Here is a 24,614-nt window from a genome sequence, read left to right as displayed (position 1 = left end):
ATGTATTTAATTTATAGTGACAGGCTTCCCAGTATAAACAATACCAGTTTTATTTCCTCAAAAGTTGAAAACCGGTATTTATAATCTAAAGGAAAACCTGCATCTTCGTCAACTGTTTCTATTGTAATTGCCGGTTTGTTAAACCGCTCTGAAAAATAATGGACCGTATTGCCGCCGGAATCGCCGTATTCAATTTCATTTTCCGGACTAACCAGTTCATATCCGGTTATTTCCTTTAATTTTTTTGCGATTTTATATTGATTTTCGTTATATGAAGAGGTCATGCTGTTTCTGTAATAATATATGGACTTGCCCCTTGAATGGAAATCCAAAAAACATCTTATACGGTACTGGTGAAATATCTGAATAAGAGTTTGGGTTTCATTTTCACTGGCGGCATAATCCCTCGGACCCTTAGGCTTCCAGGACCTGCAGGGAAAATTTCGGTTAATATCTACTCCCCGGCCGTTATATTTCCATTCGGTATGGTTGATACCCATTTTTTTTACCCGTTTTCTTAGGTCAAGATCCTGAATAGCATTGTATCCATATAATGATATCATATATCCGTCCGGATTTAAAAGAGGAATAATCAGGATTGTATATGTACGTAATAATTCATACACACATTTCCCGAAAATCATCCGGTTGTACTGCTTTTGAACATCCCCATCGGGTTTTTTTATAAGATTTTCAAATTTTTCTGTTGCATTATTAAATTCTTCATATATTTTCGCATAATATTCCGCTATCTTCAACAGTACAATAGGATTTATGGTTTCTCTGCCGTGAACGCCGGCGCAAAAAAGAATATATTTTTTGCCTGTCCCCAGTTTTAGCATAACAATGTCACGATTGTCATGGGATTTGCCAATCGTGACATTTTGCAAGATATTGCCATAGGTTTGGGCCAGGGCATTGGCATCGGAAATTAAATCAATATAAGAATATTGAGGCTTATTAAAATCTATAATCATATGCAGACTCCCTATTCAGAACTGTTACATTTATGCCGGTATTAAAACTTAAAATTATGATTACCCATAAAAATTTAAACAAATATTATTTCAAAGGATGTTTCAAATAACGAAAAACCATATCAAATCGTAAAATATTAAGAATCCAAGAAATACAATGAAAACATTCCTCTGAGTGGTTATAATAGAATCGCTTTTTGGCCGGCTGCGTATCCAAATTATGTCCTAAGGAAACGGTTATATTCACTACAATATATGGGTATTTGGCTAAAGATATGCTTAATAGTTAGTATGGAAATCTGCATAAATTTCAAAAGGAAATTCATAAGAATTTCCTTTTGAATAGATTAATTACATCCTATATTATTAGATTAATTAAATCCGATATTATTCAATTAATCCAGATTGTAAAAAATCTGTGCTATCGGTGAATCTTTAGATAAGATAACGGTCTTATCCGAACCGGCAAAAGATGTTCTTGCCGCGTCTAAAGCTCTTATAAAGGTATAAAAATCACTTTTTGAGCTATCGGAATATGCTTCGGACAATATTCTCATATATTCCGCTTCACCTTCGGCAATTATTTTTGCCGCTTCTTTTTGGGCATCTGATATGCTTATTTCTATCTCTCTGTCGGTGCTGTTACGGATCATCTGAGCCTCAGATTCGCCTTCTGCTGTATATGTTGCAGCCATCTGGGCTCTTTCTGAAATCATTCTTTCGAATACCGCATTCTTGTTATCACTGGGTAAATCCAGATGCTTATTTTCTACGGTGATAAGTTCAATGCCGTATTGCTTCATGCTGTCGCCGATATCATTCATAAAAGCAGCATTTAACTCACCGTCTCTTCCGCTTATAACCTCATTTTGGGTATTGCGGCTGATAACATTTTTCATGGCATTGTATACTATGGTATTAATTCTGCTCTCAGCCAGAACCAAGGAGGAATTTAAGGTCTGGGCAAATAAAACCGGATCGGTTATTTTCCATAAGACATAAGAATCTGCAACCATAGCTTTTTTATCGACTGTTATTACGTCTGACTGAGGCATATCATAAAATTGAATGCTTTTAGGAAGTTTATCGACCGTTTCAACAAAAGGGGTCTTAAATGATAAGCCTGCACTGTCTATGACTCTTTCTATTTTCCCAAACCTTTTAATAAGGGTATATTCATCTTCGTTTGTAATAACAAGGGCGTTGGACCCGATTATAATTACTCCGATTATTATAATCAAAAACAATATCCCGACAATACCTTTAACTTTCCTTGCCATTATTCATTTCCTCCTTCCGTAAGAGAATCAAGAGGAAGCAGTTTATTTATATCCCCTTCACCGTTGTCTATAATAACTTTGAGGGAAGGAAGAATCTCTTCCATTGCTTCATAATACATTCTTTCTTTTGTAATATAAGGATTCTTAATGTATTCTTCATACATTTCATTGAATCTGGCTACAGCAGCCTCTGCTTCGTTAATCCTCTTGGCTTTTTCCGATTGGGCCTGCTGAAGGATTCTGTCCACTTCCGCCTTTGCCTGAGGCAGTTTTTCATTTCTGTATTTATTGGCATTGTTGATGGCGGTTTCTTTACCTTGCTTGGCTGTTTCAACCGATTTAAAGGCTTCCATAACCTGCTCTGTAGGAGGCTCTGAATCCTGAATGGTAATATTAACAAGCATAAGGCCTATATCATGTTCCAGAAGATTTGCCACGATAGAATCCTTGATTTTGGATTGGATTTCGTATTTGCCGTCGGTTAAGACACTGTCAACATTATAACTTCCGACTATAGTGCGGATATTGCTTTGGGCCATATTTTTCAGTATGGTTTCGGGGTCCGATGAAGCATAAAGATACTTTATCGGATCGGAAACCTTATATTCCAGATAAAAATCGACATTGACAAAATTAAAATCTCTGGTAATCATTAGTGACTCTGCTTCAATGGTCTTGTCGGTTGCCTCATCGTAACCGATGGGAAAGCCTTTTATTGTGGCATCGACCTTTTTTATTTTTTGGATAAAAGGAATTTTAAAATGAAGGCCCGCTTCCGAGACAGCCGTTGCTTTTCCGAAAGTTGTTACAACCGCCTGTTCCTGTTCTTTAATTGTATAAAATGAATTTAATGACAATATAAACAACGCTAAAAGCAGAATTACTGCAAGCATTATATTTTTAAATTTCTTTAGAAAACTTCTAAAATCAGTTGAGGGAAATTCATATATCCTTTTTTCAACCATTAGTAAAACACCTTCTTTCTTACTGAAATTGAATAGTAAAATTGTTGGGTAAAACTATGTAAAATAATTAGCGTAAGTAATACTTTTATGTTAAGTTAAAATTTTTAAAGTATTACTTTTTATACGCCAAATTAATATTTTATTTAAAGGCCGGCATTACTTTCTGATCTGGCCGTTACCGAAAATAATAAATTTCGTAGTGGTTAAGGCTTTGAGACCCATAGGGCCTCTTGCATGAAGTTTTTGAGTGCTGATTCCGATTTCGGCACCGAAACCGAATTCGTTGCCGTCCGTAAACCTGGTGGAAGCATTGACATAAACGGCTGCAGCATCGATTTCGTTTAGGAAGCGCATGGCGTTATTGTAATTATCGGTAATTATGGCATCTGAATGTTTGGTATTATATTTGTTGATATGGGCAATGGCTTCATCCAGATTTGCGACCACTTTTAAGGAGATGATTTTATCCAGATATTCCGCATAAAAGTCCTCTTCTGTGGCAGGTACGCAGCCCGGGCATATAGCGCAGCCTTTTTCGTCGGCCCTGATTTCTACTCCCTTTGCACTAAGCCTTTCATAAACCAAAGGTATAAAGGACTCACTTATTTTTTCGTGAATAACCAGGGATTCACAGGCATTGCATACCCCTAACCTCTGTGTCTTTGCGTTATCAATTATATCCAAAGCCATTTCAAAATTGGCAAATTCGTCCACATAAACATGACAGTTGCCTGTACCGGTTTCAATGACGGGAATGCTGCTGTTTTCCTTTACTGACTGTATAAGGCTGTATCCGCCTCTGGGAATTAATACATCTATATATTCATTCATTCTCATCATTTTATTAACCAGTTCTCTGGATGTATCTTCTATAAGCAAAACCGCATCCTCTGTTATACCGGATTCTTTTAAGCCCTGATGCAAAGCTTTAACTATAGCTTTGTTGGATTCTATGGCATCGCTTCCGCCACGAAGAATTACCGCATTGCCGGTTTTAAAGCATAATCCGAAAGCATCGGCTGTAACATTGGGACGGGATTCATAGATCATGCCTATTACACCCAAAGGGACTCTCTTTTCTCCTATAACAAGGCCGTTAGGCCTTACTTTCATGGATAATACTTCACCTATAGGATCGTGAAGGGCGCATACCTCAAGCAGGCCGTCAGCCATAGCCTTTATTCTGGCAGGTGAAAGCATAAGCCTGTCAATCAGAGATTCCTTAACGCCGTTTTCCCTGGAACGATTTACATCCTTTTCATTCGCTGCCAAAATATCATCCTGATTGTTAAGAAGGGCTGCTGCACAGGCTTTAAGTGCATTGTTTTTTTCATCCTGAAGCATTAAGGCTAACTTTACGGAAGCATTTTTGGCTCTAATTCCGATATCCTTTAAGTAATCCATTCAAATCCTCCTCTCGATTTTATTCTAAAATTATTTACATATGACCAGTTCCTGATCGGTTACTATATAATCTACCTTTATATCATTACTGAAAGCCGGAAGCTTATCCGTAACCTGAAAGCTGAAAGCAAGCCCGATTTTTAGCCATCCATTAGTCGGATACCTTCCAAGATAACTGTCATAATATCCTGCCCCGTATCCTATTCTGTTTCCGTTTCTGTCAAAGGCAAGGCCGGGAAGCAGCATAAGCTTTTTACCGTCATCCGGTGCAAAAAGATAAGGACTTTTACTTCCGGCAGGCTCCAAAATCCCGAATTTGCTTCGGATTAGACCGTTTAGGCTGTCAATTTCATAGAAGTTCATTTCCTTTCCTTCCACTCTGGGTACAAAAACTTTTTTACCCATTTTCAAAGCAGTGTCAATAACGGCTAAAGTATCGGCTTCCGAACCGAAAGAAACGTAGGTAAATAACATTTCGTATGATTTAAAATAATCCAGGGTGTATAATCTGTCTTGGATTTTTTTATTAAGTTCATTCCTTTGGTAATCCGAAAGCTTATTTCTTTTTTCTTTCATGAGTGTACGGATTTCATTTTTTGTCATAAATACCATCCTGTTTGGTTACAGAAATATGTATGCTTTTGTGAAAGACTTAACTTTTTGATTATTTATCCTGTAAATTCTTCTGTATCATCTTCTTTATGAATTATATTGCTTTGTCCTTAAGTAATCCATTATGTTAAAATTGTCTGCTTTATGGGCTAAAAACAGGGTTCCTACTTCTTTGCCGTCTATTACACGGTTGATATTTTGAACATCATCTCCGTTTACTATAACCATATCTGCGCCGGAAGCATTGGCAATTTTGGCGGCAGATATCTTGCTTGCCATGCCGCCTGTCCCGAGATTGCATCCTGTCGAAGATTTGGCCATTTTCATCAGTTCGTCGTCAATTTCTTTAACACAGGATATCAGGGTGGCGTCTTTATTCACATGAGGGTCATCCGTGTAAAATCCGTCTATGTCAGACAGTAAAATCAGCAAGTCTCCTCCGACTAAAGCGGTTACGACAGCTGACAAGGTGTCGTTGTCTCCGAAATCCATTTCATCGGTAGAAACCGTATCGTTTTCGTTTACTATCGGTATAACACCCATTTTTAACAGTTCGTTAAAGGTATTTTGGGCGTTTGTCCTGCTTATATCATTAAGCATAGTATGTTTTGTTATAAGAATCTGTGCCGCTATCTGGTTATACTCGGCAAAAAGTTTTTGATAAACCATCATAAGTCTTGCCTGGCCTACGGCCGCACAAGCCTGTTTAATAGTACGTTCTTTAGGTCTTTCCGTAAGGCCCAATGCATTTCTTCCTACGGCGATGGCACCGGAGGTAACCAATATTACATCTTTTCCTTGGTTTCTTAGATTGGTAAGGATTCTGACCAGCCTTTCCATCTTATCCAGATTCAAATTTCCGGTTTCCATATGGGTAAGGGATGAAGAACCTATTTTAACTACTATCCTTTTTTTATTTATTAAATCCTTTCTCTCCTGCACGTTAATTTCCTCCGTATATATATGATTACATTCGATTAAAAAAGATTGATTGAATTTTTAATTATAAACCAGATCAGCATTAATTTAAATAACCATAGAAAAATTATTTTGCTGCATTACTTCCGGCTATGTATCCGCTGCTCCAGGCCCATTGCAGGTTATACCCTCCGCAGGTACCGTCAACATCTACTATTTCTCCCGCAAAATATAAATTTTTCTTTTTCTTTGATTCCAAGGTATCGGGATTAATTTCTGATGTTGATACTCCTCCCGCGGTTACCTGGGCAAAATCAAATGAATTGGTATCGGATATTCTGATTTTAAAATTTTTAATTTGCCCGGCTAATTTATTTATATCTGCTTTGCTTAATCTTTTACATTTGAGCCCCGGATCAAGTTTTGCCTCTTTTATCAGAATATAATTTAATTTGTTGTTAAATAAGCCAATCAGCATCTCTTCCAGAGTTTTATTAGGATTTTGACTGCAGCGGACTGTAAGCAGCTTTTTAAGCTCATCATTCGTATATTCTTTAAAAAAATCCAGAATCAGGAATACTTCTTCTTTTTTGTCCAGAGCTTTGGAAACAAAGCGGCTAAGCTGCATGACAGGTATTCCTGAAATACCGTAATCGGTAAAAATAATTTCTCCTTCTTCCTGTGAAAGAGGCTTTGACGATGCATAAGCCGTTACCTTTGCCTGAGTACGTACTCCCGATACGGTCTTACAGAATTTATCAGGAGACTTTAAGGAAACCAGGGCCGGAAGAGGTTTTACAATTGAATGGCCGAAAGATTTTGCCAGTTGATAGCCGCTTCCGTCGGAGCCCAGGTTTGGTGAGGCACATCCCCCAGTTGCTATTATCAATTTTTTACCGTAATAAATCGCTTCCGTATTATCAGGTCTTACTGTTACAACGGTAAAATCGGGCCGAATAACCGATTTAACTTTTTCATTATATGAAATTTCTACTTTCAGTCTTTCGCATTCCATCAAAAGAACTGAAACCACACTGGAAGCCTGTTCGGAAAAAGGGTATACATAACCGTTTCGTTCTTTTGGGAATATACCAAGATTTTCAAAAAAGTTTAATGTTTTATTGAGATCAAAATTAGACAGAACTTTCATGGCAAATTTACTGTCTTCAGATCTATAGCATTCCGGAGTCTGATGCAGGTTAGTAAAATTACATTTGCCGTTTCCTGTTGCAAGAATTTTCTTGCCTGCTTTAGTGTTTTTTTCGATTATCAGAACCGATTTGCCTTTCCTTGCAGCGGCAATTGCGGCAACTAGGCCTGCTGCACCTGCCCCGGCTATAATTACGTCGTATTCCAACGGTAAACCCCCCGGTATTTGACATTTGTATCATTATATTTTACCGTGAAAATTAATTCAAGTCATTCTTACTTATTTTAATATAATGTTTTGTAAATTTTAATTAAAAACTAATTTTAAATCATTTTTGATTATCAAAAGCCTTGAAATCATAATTTACCCCATAAGTTTAATTAAAACAAAAAGTCTTGAAATCAGTGTTTAAACATAAGATTATTTATAATATAAAATGAGCTGTTTCATAATTCTAATTGTATACAGCTATTAAAAATGCAGAAACCTAAGAGTTTTTTATCTGTATACAATTATTATGAAACAGCTCCATATGTTTATAGAAGGCCAACATTACAGCAACAAAATTATCTTTTAAATTAATCTATCATTAACAGAATAATATTAGCTTGTAAAACTCTCAAGAAGTGCATATAAGTCATCTATGTTGTCTACATATATACCCTGACTTAAGGCTGTTCTGTCTTCTTCAGGAAGATTTTTTGCTTCTATATGGGTATATTCATATACCGACTTTAAATCGCTGTTGTATACTACTACATAACCGTTTTTTACAACCACATAAAATCTGTAAGGTACCATATCTGCATCATAGCTTTTTCTTAATTTAACGGCTTTATCCGAAAAAGAAATCAATTCATAAGATAATAAACCTTTGTTATATTCGGAAAGGGTCAAATCTTTCATATAATCATCCAAATATTTTTCAACCTCTTCCCGGGTAAGGCCTACAAAATCACCGGGAGGGTTTTGCTCAATCTGCTCCAAGGTACCTTTTTTTCGGTCATAGATTTCAAGTATAAATTTTGTGGTCGGTAGGATTATAGGTTCAGGCTGTACGTCTACCGCTACGGTTTCATCTGAATCTATATTATCATTATTATTTTCTGTATCCTCTACGGCTGGAGAATTTTCTGCCGGAGCGGGGGTAATATTATCATGAAGAGCGGCAAATTCTTCCGACCGTTCTACAGCTCTTTTATTAAACTGCCTTAAGGCATGCTGATAACTCAAATAATAACAAACACTGAACAACAGGGACAGGGATAAAAAACTTAAAACAAAAATATATGCCTTCCTGAGCTTCATATAACCACTCCTTCGGCATATATTTTCTCCATTATTTGAAAATTTATACAATACGTGTTTGCGGTTAGTATATCGTATCCCTGTTTTTACTTACAAATATTTATATATGTATTGGTTTTTTATACTTATATTTCATCTTAAAATATGAGCCCATCGTAATATACGGATTATCAAATTACCTCTTGGCAGGTTTTCCAGCTCTTCTTCTTCTACCCCTTTCATAAATATCAGAAGTGCAAAGTAAATGACTATTCCGATGAATACGGAAACAATTGTGGCAAAGGTATTGCTGGATGTCCATTTATAAAGTCCCAGATGTATAAAGTATATAGCTACACCCATTATACCGGCGCTTACTGTAGGGATTACAAAGGTTTTTATTATTTCTTGCTTGTAACTTAAATATTTCTCCAAAGAAAGCCAGTTAAGAACACATACAACCAGGGCAAAAGTTACGTTGCATATAACCAAAGCATATCCGCTCAGTGAAGTGTATTTTAACAGCAAAAACAGCAAGGCAACGTGAAAAGCTAAGGAAATTGCTGAATTAATAACAGGGGTTTTTAAGCGGTTTATGCCCTGCAGTATGGACGTGGTTACCGTTGACAGAGAATAAAATACTATGGCAACAGCTCCAAGTCTTAGGTAATTGGCGTCAAGCTGATGGGATCCGGGAAAAAGCATCTGCAGTATAGGATAAGCCAATACCCCCATGCCTACGGCAGCAGGAATAGCTATAATCATATTAAATTTTACCGCTACATGGGTTTTGTAACGGATAACACCATCCAGGCCTTTTGCCATGGCTGCCGTTATACTGGTTATGGTAGCCGTTCCTATGGCGGTGGCTATGGCTACGGGAATATTTGACAGGTTCCTGTATTTGTTACTGTAGATTCCGAGAAGTATTCTTATATTTTCAGCCGAATACAAACTGCCGGGAACCGCATTGGAAAATACCGTACTGTCAAAATAGGTTACTTCTTTTGTAGCCATAATATTCGTAAACATGGCATTGTCAACTACACCGCTTATATGATAAACGGTCTGACTTAAAATAATAGGTGATATTGTTACTGCCAGCATTTTTAATATATCTTTATAGGAATCCATATAAGGATTTCTGTCCGATCTGAGTTGCTTTCTTAAAACCGGCCTATAAATTATATAGACAAACCAAAGGAATAAAAGGCCGGAAATTGCTCCGATTAAAGTACCTAAAGTGCCGCCTGCGGCCCCGTATGCAGCCAGATGTTCCGAAGCACTGAAGTTATTCATCAGCAGATATGCCGCAAGAACACTTATAACGGCATTTACAATTTGTTCAATAACCTGGGATATGGCCGTTGGTATCATGGTATTCTTGCCCTGATAAAAACCGCGGAATACTCCCATAATGGAAAATACAAACAAGGTAGGAGCCAAAACTTTTATAGGAAGTGCGGCATTAGGATCATTATTTACTACTGAGGCAAAGAAATCAGCCCCGAAAAACAGTATCAGTGAAGCAATTAAACCGACGACAAAAGCAAAGCCCATGGCTGTTATAAAAATACGGTATGAATTTCTGTATTCACGATTAGAATTTTTTGCGGCTACCAATTTTGATACGGCAAGAGGAAGGCTGTATGTCGATAAGATTAATGTAATGCTGTATAATTCAAAAGCTATGGTGTATAAGCCCATGCCCTCGTCGCCAATAATACGTGTCATGGGAATTCTGTAAATCAAGCCTATTATACGCACAAGTAAGGATGCCGCAGCCAGAATACTTCCCTGTATCAAAAATTGGTTTTCTCTTTTATCTGCGCCCATGTTCCTCTCCTTATTCAATTACTACATCTTTTGTTTTATTATTTGGATAAATGGCAATGTAAGTTTTACCGGGATTTATGGTTAATTCCTGACCGGAAGAATCATAATAACGCATCCATTTTTTGCTTTCGTTCTTCTTCCATGTTATAGGTACCATCTTGCCGTTGGTAATATAATAACCGGTTCCTTCGGCATTTTCCAGTTCCATGGTCTGATATCCGTTTCTGTCTATATCCCACTCTTTTACAAACTGAACAATAATATTTTTAAACTTAAGCTGTTCTCCGGTATTGGAATCCTTATGGACTTCCCCAAACTGGTATCTGTAATAAAGCTTGTCCGAGGAGTTGTATTCCAAATAAGGTTTATTGTACGGATATTTTATAGTTATTTTATTGCAAGCCGATCCGTCAATATCGGTATCTTGCTCATAAAATTTAAAATGAGGTTCATAATCGGATTTAAGCTCCGTTCTGTATCCTTTTTTCTCAATACCTGCAAGAATTTTATCCAAAGATGTAAATGCATTATGGGGGGCTTTCATACTCTTATCCCGATAAAATACCGTAGTTCCGATACCTGTTTCCCCGTCAAGATTGTCTATACCCAGCTCTTTTATTTTTGATGTTGCATATTTGGTTTTGCCGTAATGGATATATATGGCATCATATTCGTCTGCAAAACTGGCAAAATAATGCCTTGAACTTCTTATGGATCCGATTCTGTCTCCGCTGTAGTTTTCACCAATGGCAAGAAGCCGGGTTATACCGCCTTCAACAAGTGCCTCATAAACAATATCTGCTTGTCCGATACCCCATTGATTTCTTACGGTTTTAAAATTACTGAACTGTATGGCATAGGGACGTTTGGTTCCTGTTTCGATCGGGACCCAAAGACCGGTCAAATAGCTTTTCATTTCTCCTTCATGGTTATCTTCTGCTGTTTCGGGGGGTGAAGTCGGCTCAGGTGTTATACGAACAGTAGGACTGGGTATGATGGTTATGTTCTGGTTATTATCTGAATTTTTCTTATCTTTATTTTTTTTACAGCTTCCCAGAGTAAGAACTGTCAAAAAAATAAACATAATATATATCCATTTTTTCATATCTGTTACCTTCCGTACTATCTGTAGATTTTTAATTCATTCAAAACTTTATTTTGCTTATCTTCCATTATCAGCCTTTCATCATCGGTCATATGATCATATCCCATCAGATGAAACATACTGTGGGCTGTCAAAAATGCAATTTCCCTGACTAATGAATGGCCGTATTCTTCGGCCTGGCTTATAGCCCGGTCAACCGATATTACTATATCCCCCAATATACATTCTCCGGTATCCGGATTAAAATACTCATCCCCCGCTTCATCAAGAAATGAGAAATCTCCGGATTTTTTATATTCTAAAGCAGGAAAAGAAAGCACATCGGTCGGTGCGTCCTTTCCACGGAAATTTTTATTAAGTTCCTGTATTTCCTTATCATCGGTAAGTAAAATGCTGACTTCCGCCTCATAAGGAAAATCTTCCTCATCAAGACACTGTGTTACCACTTTTTCGATTAAATCCTTATAATCAAAATCCAATTGCTTTGAAGCTTCATATTCCAAATTTATTGTCAATTAATTTTCCTCCTTATAATTATTGCCGGTGGATTTAAACTCATTCCGGAAAAATTCCTTAAGGAGTTTAAATTCTTTTACCGTTAATCCGGATTCATCAAAAGTTCCTTTTTCCATCCTCATGCGGAAAATATCATCAATTATTTTGTCAGGAGCAATCTTAGCTTCTCCTGTTTTTTCTATGTATTCTATGGTTGTGGCCACATTGTCCGAGATCATAACTATGGCAGATTCTTTAAAAGTGGGTTTATCATATTTGATATTATGCTGCCTGATAATATTTTTTAATTTCTCGGGAAAAGAATATTCATCGGCCAATTTTAAACCTTCTTCTATGTAATTGAAACCGTTAATCTTGCCGATTTCGTGGTAATATCCGCCTGCCTTTGCCAAATCTTCATCGGCACCGATTAATTTTGCGGCTCTTGCGGATAAATCACCGATTAAACGGCTGTGTTTATAAAGCTTTTCGGAGAAATTTTTAACCTTCTGCATAAGTTCGTTATCGTCGGACAAAAGCACATCATAACTTGTCCTTGTTATATTTTGAATAATATTCGTATCCCGGATATTTGCGTCAGTTATGTCCACGTTGTCACTGTCCTTGATATTATCGTTATTCTCTGAGGTAAACTGCTTATATAAATCATCCGTTTCTTCTGCTGTTGCTGACGAAACCTGCTCATCGTTAGCCCGGGTATCTTCTTCGTATGCATATAACTTATCAGTATCTTTAATATTTTCGTTTAATTCAGACGAAATTTGCTTATCCGTATCAGGGATATTTTCGGCTATCTCCGGAGTAATTTGCCCTATATTAACCTCGGTATTTTCGCTTGCTTCGGTTATATTTGGTATGTCATAATCATTTTCTGCCATTTCAATAGCAGTAATCTTACTTATTTTTTTATACAACTGTGACATCAAAAAGGCGGTAACAAGTACCGCAAAAATACTGAAAAATGAAAGCAGATAATCGGTATTGCTTGCATCAAATATAAAATTGTTTATGACAAAAGTTAAAGTAATATTGGTTGAAAGCAATATAATTGATGCATAAATTACCGTAGATTTACTCTTAAGGGCATCCGATAAGAGGACAAATAAAATACCCATTATAAGAAAATGAATAATGACTTCCGGTCCGACAATATAATTCATACTTAGCAAAAAAACCATGTTAAAATATATCAATAATCCCAGCGTTTTGTCAATCAACATGGCATTTATAATACCGCCTAGTATCCAGAAAATAAAATTTTGCGGATTTTTCGTAAGCATTACAAGCAGTATTGACATCATATATGAAATAAAAATAATAATACTGGAGTATTTAACATTATTAAAACAAGAATGAAAACGGATATAGAATACTACAGCTGTAGTAGTTAAAAGAGTCGTAATACTTACCTTTAGTATTTCAATAATTTCGGCCTTATATAGTATTTTTGAAAAAAAGACGGTCAGCATTGCCGTAAGGGGCAATATTGTAATAAATATTTTAGAATCTATCTTTTTTCCTTTATCAGATATCATACGACTACTCCCGATTTTTTCTGTTTATATTCCTCTTTTTATAATAGCAGATTTTTTCTTTTTTTGAGAAAGAAGCTTTTGCTTCTCTTCGTAAGCGTCATAGGCTTTAACAATTTTTTGTACCAGAGGATGCCTTACTACGTCTTGATTAGTCAGATAAGAAAAACCGATATCTTCAATTTTGCTTAGAACTTTTATGGCAACCTCAAGGCCGGATTTTGTTCCTTTAGGAAGGTCTTTTTGAGTTAAATCGCCGGTTATAACCACTTTGGAACCGAAACCTATTCTTGTAAGGAACATCTTCATCTGTGCAGGTGTCGTATTTTGGGCTTCATCCAAAATAATAAAGGCATTGTCCAAAGTCCTTCCCCGCATATATGCCAGAGGAGCAACTTCAATAAGACCTTTTTCTGAGTTCTTTAAATATGCATCAGGTCCCATAATCTGATGAAGGGCATCATACAAAGGCCTAAGATAAGGATCAACCTTGCTTTGCAGGTCGCCCGGAAGGAAACCCAGCTTTTCTCCTGCTTCTATAGCCGGACGGGTAAGGATTATTTTACTTACTTCATCCCGTTTAAATGCTGTAACTGCCATAGCCATGGCAAGATAAGTCTTGCCTGTTCCGGCAGGACCAAGGCCGAAAACAATCATTTTATTACGGATTTGATTTACGTAGTTTTTTTGTCCGATGGTTTTAGGCTTAATAGGTTTGCCACTGATGGTATGGCATATAATTTCCTTGTCTATTTCTACTATTTCCTTTTCTTTGTCTTCAAAAGCAAGGGACAGGGCATAATTTACCTGCTGTTCGGTAATGGTATTGCCCCGTTTTGATAATTCCAACAGCTGCATAAACACGCTTTTGGCTCTGGCTACATTATCCGTCTCACCGATTACTTTTATTTCGCCGTTTCTTTCAATAACGGTTACGTTAAGCGTTCTTTCTATTATTTTTACAAAAGCATCATAATCACCGAATAGATTTCTTTCATGTTCTACCGGTATGTCAATTATTGATTCCGTTAAGCTCATCTGTCTGTTCGATCCTCCACTCACTTTCATCTATTACTTTGTATTCCCAGGCAGGCTCTTCAACAAAAATCCTTCCTTCGGCAATACAATTATTATTTTTAAATGTTATATTAACATTATGTTTTAATATTTGCACACCTTTTTCATTTAATTTTTCGAAATACCTTTTTAATTTATTCTTGGCTATTTCAATTGCTTCCTCTTTTGTATATTTATTTTTCTGTTCTATATATTCCCTGATTGTCACCGTACCGTACCTTAAAGGAAGATAGAAGGAATCGGTAATATGCAGGGTATTTTCGTCAACAATTATATCATACATGCTATAGGAATATCTAGGATTATATAAAAATATTTTTTTGTCCCACAAGGTAATATAATACCCCTTTTTTTTATTATTAGTATATGTCCTGACTATATGTGTTAAAGGAAAAGCGTCATAATAATCGTAATAGGATTTGCAAACTATATCGGCACTGGCTATAACCGGTTTCTTGTTTAAAACTCCCCCAAAATCATCCATGATTTCAACTATACCTGATACCAATATATCTCCTTTTCTTACCACATCTCCCGGTTTTACCTTTGGTGTCCCCGATCTTGTTATAATTTCCTTAACTACTGCGTCTTTTGCGGCCACTATATGGCTTGGAGCTGTCGCTTCAATAATAGGTGCAGGCATATTTGTTTCGTTTATTTTTATTATTAGTCTGGTTCCCCTTACTTCTGCCGATACCCAGCCTATATCATCATAAGCCAGTCGGATTTCCTCTTCTATTTTGCTTCCGTTTATATATTTCTTTTTAATACCGGGCTTAATATTATGTTCGCTTAAAAATTTTAAAAGTGCCTGTGGGGTATACTTGTATCCTCCGAGGATTTCTATGTCCCATATATAAAGTGACATAATATAAACCAAAACCGAGCATATGACTATGCCCAAAAAAAATCCCTTTCTTTTTTTGTTTTTATTAATAAGAAAGGGTAGTCCATGTTTTTGCTCGATTTTTGGTATTAAGCCTGTTTTTTTTACGATAGGTCTAATCTTTTTATAATTTTTTACAGACAGATTAAATCTATATTTTTCATTGTCTCTGGCTATATTCCAAATATAAATATTCCTGTTGCCGCATAGGTTTATGAAGCGTTCAGGCGATATACCGCTTATATGTACAGTCAGATAGCCCATAAGCCAGTTTTTAAGTTTCTTAAGCATCATTTACCCCCATATTTTATATGCGACTTCCGACAAGCTGCTATTTTATTTATAATAAAAATATTGTTCTTTTATAAGATTATGAAGTTTAAAATTGCTTTATAATTTTTTTCTTAATGTATTGCCTATTGATAATAAATTGCCTTTATGAAACCGGTTATTTTCATTTCATCCTCTGTAAAGTAAGGAATGTTAAGTTCCTGGCCTTCAATGCAAATTTTACAGGTTTTAGACTGAACCTTAACCATGCTCTCATTATATTCGATAATACTTTTATAATTTTCAAGGCATATTTCACTTCTTCCGGTTGCTGTAACTATAGGTGCTCCTGCCAGGATATCCGTAGGCAAATTAAGGTGGTTAGACAATTCTTCAAGATATGATAACTTGGGCTTAACTTTCTTGTTTTTTGTATCAAAACCTTTATATAAAGTGTCCTTGGCTTCCTTTTTGAATTTTTTATGATTTGATTTAAGTTTTTTACTCATCTTATCCTCCAAAAACAGTAAGGATACTGTTATTAATATATGATTTTTCTGATTTATGTAGACTATGCAATCAATTTTCATTAACAGCAATTTTTCATTGTAATTTCCTTCAAAAAAAAAATAACTTCTCTTGCATCTTCCCTATCCAAAAATCTCATATAAGTTTAATTATAATAAATTTTTTCTCTTTCCAAATATACGTTGCTGCCATATCTTAATCCTTTGATATTATGCCAATGATGCTTATCCTTTTCAATTTTCATTCTCTTAGCTGATGAATAAGAAACCTTATCACTTTAATTATTAAAGTTCATAAAAACACCGGAGGATAGATATAGTTACTTCTGGTTTTGTTCCGTACCTTGGCCTTTATGGGTAAATTAAACTGGGAATTTTTGAATAATAAAGAAACGGAATAATAGATATAGAAAAGTAATCAAGTATTCTTAAAAATTAGAAATTATAGCAGAAAATAAACATTGACACTAAAAAGGATATTTTATATATAGTTTATATTATTAATATAAAAAACTTCCAATGAATTTCATTGGAAGTCCTTTTTTCAATATTATGATTATGAATATTTACGTTTTCTTGCAGCTTCAGACTTTTTCTTGCGTCTTACACTGGGCTTTACATAATGCTCCCTCTTACGGATTTCCTGTTGAATACCGGCTTTTGCACAGTTTCTCTTGAATCTGCGGAGAGCACTATCTAATGATTCGTTCTCTTTAACGATAACAGTTGACATGTCTCACACCTTACCTCCCTCCAGTTGTAAATTGTGCCTACAACTGTTTGGGTATTATTTGTATAGCACTATTAAAGATTATAACATAATTTTATCATTCGTCAATGATTTTTCGTAATTATACTTATCTTCTTTTAGTTTAATTAACGTATAAAGTTAATCTTTAATCAAAATAAGAAAAATTATTTCGTATTTTGGCTTTTTAAAGCGTTTATTACCCCATATGTCAGATTTATAACTGTTTCAGCCATAAAACGGGAGGATTTTTTCATATTATCGTCAAGCCATTTTTGTACTATACCCACACAACCGGTAATGGTAAAGGAATAAACGTATTCGGCATCTTCTTTGGAAAGCTTGTTGTTGTCGGTAAGCTCGCTTATTATCTTGTCGTAAACAATGGTCATTATTTTTTTCTGAAAGCTTAAATCCCCTCGTTCACTTAAAAGGAGTTTGCAAAGCTTGGCGTTATCTTTAATATAGTCAAATATTTTTTCTGCCAGAATAAAATCGTTAACATTCTTACCCTTTTTGTCCAGTTGGCTGAGATACACTTCTACATTATCAAGAAATTCATCCTCTATTTTTTTTTGCAGATCATATACATCAGTATAATGAGTATAAAATGTGGCCCTGTTAATATCGGCATCCTCGCATATTTCCTTAACCGTTATCCGGGATATATCTTTTTTCTCCAAGAGATTTAAAAAACTTTCCTTTAAAACCATCTTGGTATACTTTACTCTTCTGTCCTCTTTCCCGTGCTTCATAATACCTCCAAATTTTGAAAAAGTGTAATTTTTTCAACTGGACAAGGCACTTATGTTTAACAACTGACATTTAATAAAAATCTGTATGTTGATATACCTACACAATGTAATTAAACTATATATATAACTATTTGTCAACACTGTGTCGAAAAACTTAAATTAAAGGAGGGATTTGATGGATTGGTTTTCTAAAATAATCTTAAGGCACAAAAAAACAGTTTTAACAATATTTTTTGCTGTCGCTTTATTTTGTGCGTTACTCGCTTTCAGGGTACCTGTAAACTATAATCTTTCCGATTATCTGCCAAAGAAAGCCCAATCTACAATCTCTGTACGGATAATTGAAGATGAATTTAATACAGATATGCCCGGAGCCAGAATCATGGTTAATAATATATCTATACCTGAAGCCCTTGAATATAAAGAGAGCTTAAGCAACATAGACGGTGTATTATCCGTCTTATGGCTTGATGACATTATAGGAAAGGAAAAATTGACATCAGTACCTTTTGAATTTTTAGACAGGGAAATAACAGATAAGTATTACAAGGATGATACTGCCCTGTTTTCAGTTTCCATTGAAAAAGGCCGGGAACAGGAAACGGTAAAAGCTATATATGAACTTATCGGAGATGAAAATGCCGCTTCCGGTGAATCAGTTGTGTTGGCTGAAACTCAGTCCATGTCCGTTTATGAAGTCATAAACGCCATGCTAATACTTCTTCCTATTGTAATACTTATACTTATCATATCAACCACCTCATGGGCTGAGCCAGTGCTTTTCATTTCGGCCATAGGCATTGCCATTATTATAAATATGGGGACAAATATTATATTCGGTGAAATTTCTTTTATATCCAGAACGGTAAGCCCTATACTGCAGTTGGCCGTATCTTTAGATTATGCTATTTTCCTGCTTCACAGCTTTAAAAAGCACAGATTAAATCATAAACCTGAAAAAGCAATGCATCTGGCGATGAAAGAATCCCTGCCTACGGTGGCTGCCAGTGCGGCTACTACCGTTATTGGATTTGCTGCTCTTGTTATTATGCGCTTTAAAATAGGGGCGGATTTGGGCTTAAACCTCCTTAAAGGGGTAAGCTTAAGCTTTATTTCGGTCATGGTATTTTTGCCGGTTTTTACATTACTTTTATATAAAATTATAGACAAAACAAAACACCGCAAACTGATGCCGGATTTTAAATCTTCAGGGAAAATTATAATGAAAGTAAGAATACCTTTTTTGGTAATTGCACTTATGTTGGTTGTTCCGGCATTTCTTGCCCAGAATAATACCGAATTTTTATACGGCATGAGCAATGCTACCGCCGCAACCAGGGTCGGAAAAGACAGTAAAAATATTGATGAAAAGTTCGGCAGGGAAAATATCCTTGTATTGCTGGTGCCGAAAGAAGATGCCGATAATAAAGTCAGTCTTTGCAGTGAACTGGCTTCATTGAATCATATTACAGATATTGTGTCTTATGAGACATCCGTTGGTTTTCAAATTCCTTCTGAATTTGTACCACAGGAAGTATACGATCAATTTTATTCTGAAAATTATTCACAGATAATTCTTTATACGGATACCGGTGATGAAGATGAGGCGGCTTTTGATACGGTCCAGGCGGTAAATGATATTGCAGGGAAATACTACGATACCTTTTATCTGGCAGGAACCAGTGCCACTTTGTACGATATGAAAAATATAGTTTCTAAAGATAATCTAATGATTAACATAATTGCCATAGCGGGGATTTTTACTGTAATACTGATAACTTTCCGTTCGGTAAGTTTACCTTTCTTACTGGTATTTTGCATTGAAACCGCCATCTGGATTAATCTCTCAATCCCCTATTTTACGGATAAACCGATAAACTTCATCGGATACCTGATTGTAAGTACTGTTCAGTTGGGGGCGACGGTGGACTATGCAATATTGTTTACCAACTCCTATATTAAAAACAGAAAAACTTTATCACGCAAGGATGCCATGAAAGAAACCATAAGTAATAATCTGGTTGCTGTAATTACTTCTGCTGTAATTTTGTCATTTGCCGGTTTTGCTTTAGCCCTGACTTCAAATAACCCCATAATAAGTGAGCTGGGGATACTTCTCGGAAGAGGAACTGCCCTGTCTCTAATAATGGTAACATTTGTATTACCGGCTTTGCTTGTTCTGTTCGATAAAGTCATTAAAAGAACCACCCTTAATTTTAAGGATTAATCTATAAATTAATTTTTGGATCAGGTTATTTTTGCTTTATTAATAAAATTAATAATTGTTGATCTATTATCAATAAAAAAGCTTTATTGATTAAATTTGGTTTTACATATTTTTAAGGTCACTGGATTGAAGTATATTTTTGATATAAGATATAAAAAGGAGTGATATTATGAAGAAAGTGCTTTCACTTATGATGATTTGCATATTGGTGCTTACATCATATATAAAAGCATATGCGGCTACTCCTACTGCCAAGGAAGAAGTGGTTTACGGCTTACTTGCCCATGATGGCAGTGTCAGGAATTTGTATGTTGTCAACATTTTTGAGGGCGGCTTAATCACCGATTTTGGAAATTATGAAAAAGTAAAAAACTTGACCGATACTGAACCGATATTTGTTTCTGGCGATATGATTACCGTAAATACGGATTCTGATAAATTCTACTATCAGGGTTATCTTGTATCTAAGGAACTTCCGTGGGATATAAATATCAGATATTATTTAGACGACACGGAAATAGCTGGTGGTGACCTTGCCGGAAAAAACGGTAGGTTAAAAATCAGTATATCGGTTAATCAAAATCCGAATTCGGACAGCATATTTTTTGAAAATTACGGCCTGCAGATATCTTTAGTTTTAGACAGCAGTTTATGTACCGACATTATAGCGGACAATGCCACTCTTGCCGAAGCCGGTGGAAAAAAGCAAATAAGCTTTACCGTACTTCCGGGAAAGTCTTTTGAAGGGTCTGTAACAGCCGATGTGAAGAATTTTGAGATGGAATCAATTTCGATTAATGCGGTAAGGCTTAATTTTGATATGGATATTGACACCGACGATTATGTAGACCGGTTTTCAGACCTTATAAACGGGCTTGAAGAACTTGATAATGGAGCCGGAAAACTTCTTTGCGGTATTAAAGAACTGGCGGACGGCATGGATGAATATAGAAACGGTGTTAAAGCATTCAGTGAAGGAATAAGTAATATTCCAACCGGTGCAGGAAATATTTTAGTAGGCGCGGAAGCCTTAAGTATGGGTTTATCTGAACTGGCTAAAGAAAATGAAAATATTATGAACGGGGCTTATACTTTACAGAAGGCAGCCTTTGATGCGGTTAATGCTCAACTTTCAGGCATGGGACTTAATCTGCCTCTTCTTACTCCAGAAAATTACGATTCCGTTTTGTCCGGTATACCCGATCTTTACATGATTAAAATGCAACTGGACGGTGTGACCCAGTTTATAAACGGATTAAAGGATTATACCGGGGCGGTTACACAGCTTAGTAAAGGGGCCGGTGATCTTTCTGAAGGTATTAAATTATTCAAAGAATCAGCCTCTGAAATCGCATCGGCTGCCGAAGCACTATATGACGGTGCTGAAAAAATCAACGCGGGAATAAAAGAACTTTACGAAGGAATGAATAACTTCAAAAAAGGGACAGGGGAATTTAAAAGCAAGACTTCCGGTATGGAGGATAAATTAAAACAGGAAATTGATAAGCTGATAAAAGATTTGTTCGGCAGCGAAAAGCAAGTAAAATCCTTTGTGTCGGAAAAGAATACGAAGATCATTTCTTTACAGTTTGTATTAAGGACCGACTCGATAAAGATAACAAATGTTTCAGCCGCAGAAATTGCGGAGTCAGTAAAACTTACTTTCTGGCAAAAGCTTCTTAAATTATTTGGATTTTATAAGAACTGATATTAAAAAATGTTTATAAATAAAAATGATACTTTTATAAAACAAATTCTTAGATATATTTTTGGATAATTAAAAAGGGGTTGATTAGACAACCCCTTTTTTCTGTATATTATTCTAAATTGTAATTGTATTACCGTTATAAAGTACAATTTTTAAAACTGATGTAACCGTTCTTACCCTAATTGCTTGCTCAATATTTCGCCGGCTTTGGCGATTACTTCCTTGATACCTGCGGCATTCTTTCCTCCGGCCTGAGCCATGTTAGGTCTTCCGCCGCCGCCACCGCCGACTAAAACGGCAAGTTCCTTAATGAGATTACCGGCGTGGGCACCTTTTTCTATGGCTCCGTCGCTTACCATAACTACAAGGCTTACCTTGTCAGGAGCGGTGGATGAAGCAAGGACAATTACACCGTCACCCAGTTTGTCTCTGAGTTTGTCCCCGAGATTTCTAAGGCCGTTCATATCAAGCTCGGGAACATCGGCAGCAAGCAGTTTTACTCCCTTTACATCCTGAACTTGATTCATAATATCTCCAATAGAGCTGCTTGCAAGCTTAGATTTCAGCTTTTCATTCTCAGATTTTAAAACTTTGATTTCTTCAAGTAAAGCTTCTATTCTGCCTGTAAGCTGGGCAGGTTCGGTTTTTGCGGTCTTTGCTGCCTCATATAGTTTGTTTTCCAAATCTTTATAATATCTAATTACACCGTTTCCGGTCAAGGCTTCTATACGTCTTACACCGGCAGCAATACCGGTTTCGGATATTATCTTAAATATAGTTATAGCTCCAGTATTTGATACATGGGTTCCGCCGCATAATTCCTTGCTGAAATCACCCATGAATACAACCCTGACTTTTTCTGAATATTTTTCTCCAAACAGGGCCATTGCCCCTTCTTTTTTGGCATCGTCAAGGCTCATCACTTGTGTTGATACGGTAAGATTCTTTGCAATTTGCTCATTTACTATATTTTCAACCTTGCTTATTTCTTCTTCTGTCAAGGCTGAAAAATGAGTAAAGTCAAATCTTAACCTGTCGCTTGAAACAAGAGAACCTGCCTGTTGAACATGGGTACCCAGTACCATGCGAAGGGCCTTATGAAGCAAGTGGGTAGCCGAGTGATTTTTGGCGGTGTCGGCCCTAAGGTCTGAATTTACTTTAAGGGTAACCGTATCATTCAGTTTGAAAATACCTTTAGTTACGGTACCAACATGTCCGATTTTGCCGCCTTGAAGCTTAATGGTATCTTCTACGATAAACTCTGATGTTTCAGTTGTAATTATACCGGTATCGGCAACCTGTCCGCCGCTGGTTGCATAAAAAGGCGTTTCTTTAACAAAAATTGTACCCTTCTGCCCTGCTACAAGATCATTTACAATTTCGTTTTCGGTGGTAAGTGCAGTAATTTTGGATGTATGAACCAAAGTATCATATCCGACAAATTCGGAAGTGATGCTGTTATCAAGATGTTGGTATATGGTTTCGTCTGTTCCCATGTAGTTGGTGGCTTCTCTTGCGCTTCTTGCGGTTTCTCTCTGAACCTCCATGGCTTTTATGAAACCTTCTTCGTCAACCTTATAACCCTTTTCTGCCAGGATCTCTTTTGTAAGGTCCAAAGGAAATCCGTAAGTGTCATAAAGTTTAAATACATCCTCACCGGCAAGGGTATCCAGCTTCTTTTCTTCCAGGGCTTTCATCATATCCTGAAGAATATTAAGACCCTGATCTATGGTTTTGTTGAACTTATCTTCTTCAAGGGTAAGAAGCTTAAGTATATAATCTTTTTTTTCTTCCAGCTCAGGATAGCCGTCTTTTGATACTTCTATAACTGTTTTTGAAAGCTCAGCCAAAAACAGGTCATTGATTCCGAGCAGACGGCCGTGTCTTGCAGCACGGCGAAGAAGCCTTCTAAAGACATAGCCTCTTCCTTCGTTTGAAGGGATTACGCCGTCACAAGCCAAAAATGTAACCGCCCTGATATGGTCGGTAATCAGTCGGATTGATACGTCTTTTTCAGGATCACTCTTATATGTTACATTGGCTACTTCGCATATCCTGTCTCTGATTGCCTTTAATGTATCAATATCAAATATGGAATCTACATCCTGTACAACAACAGCCAGCCTTTCCAGGCCCATACCGGTATCTATATTTTTCTGAGCCAGTTCGGTATAATTGCCGTTGCCGTCACCGTAGAACTGAGTAAATACGTTATTCCAAACCTCTATAAAACGGTCACAATCACAACCTACATGACAATCGGGCTTTCCGCATCCGTATTTTTCACCGCGGTCATAGTAAATTTCGGAACAGGGGCCGCAAGGGCCGGAACCTATTTCCCAGAAGTTGTCCTCTTTACCCATACGGTATATGCGGTCTGCGGGAACTCCCACTACTTTATTCCATATTTCAAAGGCTTCATCATCATCCTCATATATAGAAGGATAAAGCCTGTTTTTATCAAGGCCTATTACTTCGGTTAAGAATTCCCATGACCATGAAATAGCTTCTTTCTTGAAATAATCTCCGAAGGAGAAATTGCCGAGCATCTCAAAAAAGGTAGCATGACGGGCTGTTTTTCCTACATTATCAATATCTCCTGTCCGGATGCATTTCTGACAGGTTGCCACCCTTCTTTTAGGAGGTTCCTCTTGCCCCGTAAAATACGGTTTTAAAGGAGCCATACCGGCATTAATTAAAAGTAAGCTTTTATCATTTTGTGGTATTAAGGAAAAGCTTTTTAAAACCAAGTGATCTTTGCTTTTGAAAAAATCTAAAAACATTTTCCTTAGTTCGTTTACACCGTAAGTCCGCACTTTTATTGCCTCCTGTAA

Annotated in this window: 20 protein-coding genes; 2 read left to right on the top strand and 18 right to left on the bottom strand. The window is 36.5% G+C overall.

What is annotated here, in order from left to right; genetic code table 11:
* Positions 1 to 11: 11 nt before the first annotated feature.
* The 17 genes from HHT355_RS05380 to HHT355_RS05300 form a co-directional block, all read right to left on the bottom strand.
* Complete coding sequence (locus tag HHT355_RS05380; protein WP_103202408.1) at positions 12 to 977, bottom strand: M14 family metallopeptidase; 966 nt, start codon at positions 975 to 977, stop codon at positions 12 to 14.
* 395 nt (positions 978 to 1,372) lie between these two features.
* Positions 1,373 to 2,257, bottom strand: a complete 885-nt coding sequence (gene hflC, locus HHT355_RS05375; RefSeq protein ID WP_103202407.1) for a protease modulator HflC — start codon at positions 2,255 to 2,257, stop codon at positions 1,373 to 1,375.
* Positions 2,257 to 3,222: an FtsH protease activity modulator HflK gene (hflK, locus tag HHT355_RS05370; RefSeq protein ID WP_103202406.1), complete on the bottom strand. Its 966-nt coding sequence runs from the start codon at positions 3,220 to 3,222 to the stop codon at positions 2,257 to 2,259. Before hflK ends, hflC begins: the two co-directional genes overlap by 1 nt.
* Positions 3,223 to 3,378: 156 nt before the next feature.
* Complete coding sequence (locus HHT355_RS05365; RefSeq protein WP_103202405.1) at positions 3,379 to 4,626, bottom strand: glutamate-5-semialdehyde dehydrogenase; 1,248 nt, start codon at positions 4,624 to 4,626, stop codon at positions 3,379 to 3,381.
* 30 nt (positions 4,627 to 4,656) lie between these two features.
* The gene (locus tag HHT355_RS05360) at positions 4,657 to 5,229 is read right to left on the bottom strand and encodes a 5-formyltetrahydrofolate cyclo-ligase (RefSeq protein ID WP_158245897.1); all 573 of its coding nucleotides are present in this window, start codon (positions 5,227 to 5,229) and stop codon (positions 4,657 to 4,659) included.
* A 96-nt stretch (positions 5,230 to 5,325) separates the two neighbouring features.
* A complete protein-coding gene (gene proB, locus HHT355_RS05355) occupies positions 5,326 to 6,180 on the bottom strand; it encodes a glutamate 5-kinase (RefSeq protein ID WP_103202403.1) in 855 nt (284 codons plus the stop codon).
* Between the two features lie 103 nt (positions 6,181 to 6,283).
* The gene (locus tag HHT355_RS05350) at positions 6,284 to 7,513 is read right to left on the bottom strand and encodes a BaiN/RdsA family NAD(P)/FAD-dependent oxidoreductase (protein WP_158245896.1); all 1,230 of its coding nucleotides are present in this window, start codon (positions 7,511 to 7,513) and stop codon (positions 6,284 to 6,286) included.
* A 396-nt stretch (positions 7,514 to 7,909) separates the two neighbouring features.
* Positions 7,910 to 8,614 carry a BofC C-terminal domain-containing protein gene (locus tag HHT355_RS05345; RefSeq protein ID WP_103202401.1) on the bottom strand — a complete coding sequence of 235 codons (705 nt, stop codon included), beginning with the start codon at positions 8,612 to 8,614 and terminating at the stop codon, positions 7,910 to 7,912.
* A 132-nt stretch (positions 8,615 to 8,746) separates the two neighbouring features.
* Positions 8,747 to 10,429 carry a putative polysaccharide biosynthesis protein gene (locus HHT355_RS05340; protein ID WP_103202400.1) on the bottom strand — a complete coding sequence of 561 codons (1,683 nt, stop codon included), beginning with the start codon at positions 10,427 to 10,429 and terminating at the stop codon, positions 8,747 to 8,749.
* Between the two features lie 10 nt (positions 10,430 to 10,439).
* Positions 10,440 to 11,534: a DUF3048 domain-containing protein gene (locus HHT355_RS05335; RefSeq protein WP_103202399.1), complete on the bottom strand. Its 1,095-nt coding sequence runs from the start codon at positions 11,532 to 11,534 to the stop codon at positions 10,440 to 10,442.
* A gap of 17 nt (positions 11,535 to 11,551) precedes the next feature.
* Positions 11,552 to 12,049 carry an rRNA maturation RNase YbeY gene (gene ybeY, locus HHT355_RS05330; protein WP_103202398.1) on the bottom strand — a complete coding sequence of 166 codons (498 nt, stop codon included), beginning with the start codon at positions 12,047 to 12,049 and terminating at the stop codon, positions 11,552 to 11,554.
* Positions 12,050 to 13,585, bottom strand: a complete 1,536-nt coding sequence (locus HHT355_RS05325; protein ID WP_103202397.1) for an HDIG domain-containing metalloprotein — start codon at positions 13,583 to 13,585, stop codon at positions 12,050 to 12,052.
* A 24-nt stretch (positions 13,586 to 13,609) separates the two neighbouring features.
* Entirely contained in the window at positions 13,610 to 14,620 is a 1,011-nt protein-coding gene (locus tag HHT355_RS05320) for a PhoH family protein (protein WP_103202396.1), read from the bottom strand.
* Positions 14,595 to 15,836, bottom strand: a complete 1,242-nt coding sequence (gene yqfD / locus HHT355_RS05315) for a sporulation protein YqfD (protein WP_158245895.1) — start codon at positions 15,834 to 15,836, stop codon at positions 14,595 to 14,597. The genes HHT355_RS05320 and yqfD overlap by 26 nt, the downstream gene beginning before the upstream one ends.
* Before the next feature lie 125 nt (positions 15,837 to 15,961).
* A complete protein-coding gene (locus tag HHT355_RS05310) occupies positions 15,962 to 16,324 on the bottom strand; it encodes a YabP/YqfC family sporulation protein (protein WP_103202394.1) in 363 nt (120 codons plus the stop codon).
* A 574-nt stretch (positions 16,325 to 16,898) separates the two neighbouring features.
* Positions 16,899 to 17,075 (bottom strand): 30S ribosomal protein S21, encoded by a 177-nt coding sequence (gene rpsU, locus HHT355_RS05305; protein WP_103202393.1) that lies wholly within the window; start codon positions 17,073 to 17,075, stop codon positions 16,899 to 16,901.
* Positions 17,076 to 17,257: 182 nt separating this feature from the next.
* The gene (locus tag HHT355_RS05300) at positions 17,258 to 17,845 is read right to left on the bottom strand and encodes a TetR/AcrR family transcriptional regulator (RefSeq protein WP_103202392.1); all 588 of its coding nucleotides are present in this window, start codon (positions 17,843 to 17,845) and stop codon (positions 17,258 to 17,260) included.
* A gap of 175 nt (positions 17,846 to 18,020) precedes the next feature.
* On the opposite strand from HHT355_RS05300, the gene HHT355_RS05295 reads away from it, so the two are divergent.
* Both HHT355_RS05295 and HHT355_RS05290 read left to right on the top strand, forming a co-directional pair.
* Positions 18,021 to 20,072, top strand: coding sequence for an efflux RND transporter permease subunit (locus HHT355_RS05295; RefSeq protein WP_103202391.1), 2,052 nt, complete (start codon positions 18,021 to 18,023; stop codon positions 20,070 to 20,072).
* Between the two features lie 169 nt (positions 20,073 to 20,241).
* Entirely contained in the window at positions 20,242 to 21,780 is a 1,539-nt protein-coding gene (locus tag HHT355_RS05290) for a hypothetical protein (protein WP_103202390.1), read from the top strand.
* A gap of 173 nt (positions 21,781 to 21,953) precedes the next feature.
* On the opposite strand, the gene alaS is transcribed toward HHT355_RS05290, so the two are convergent.
* Positions 21,954 to 24,596: an alanine--tRNA ligase gene (gene alaS / locus HHT355_RS05285; RefSeq protein ID WP_103202389.1), complete on the bottom strand. Its 2,643-nt coding sequence runs from the start codon at positions 24,594 to 24,596 to the stop codon at positions 21,954 to 21,956.
* Between the last annotated feature and the right edge of the window lie 18 nt (positions 24,597 to 24,614).

The sequence above is a fragment of the Herbinix hemicellulosilytica genome (assembly GCF_002904165.1).
GTDB lineage: Bacteria > Bacillota > Clostridia > Lachnospirales > Lachnospiraceae > Mobilitalea > Mobilitalea hemicellulosilytica.
This window is presented reverse-complemented; position numbering and strand designations above follow the sequence as displayed.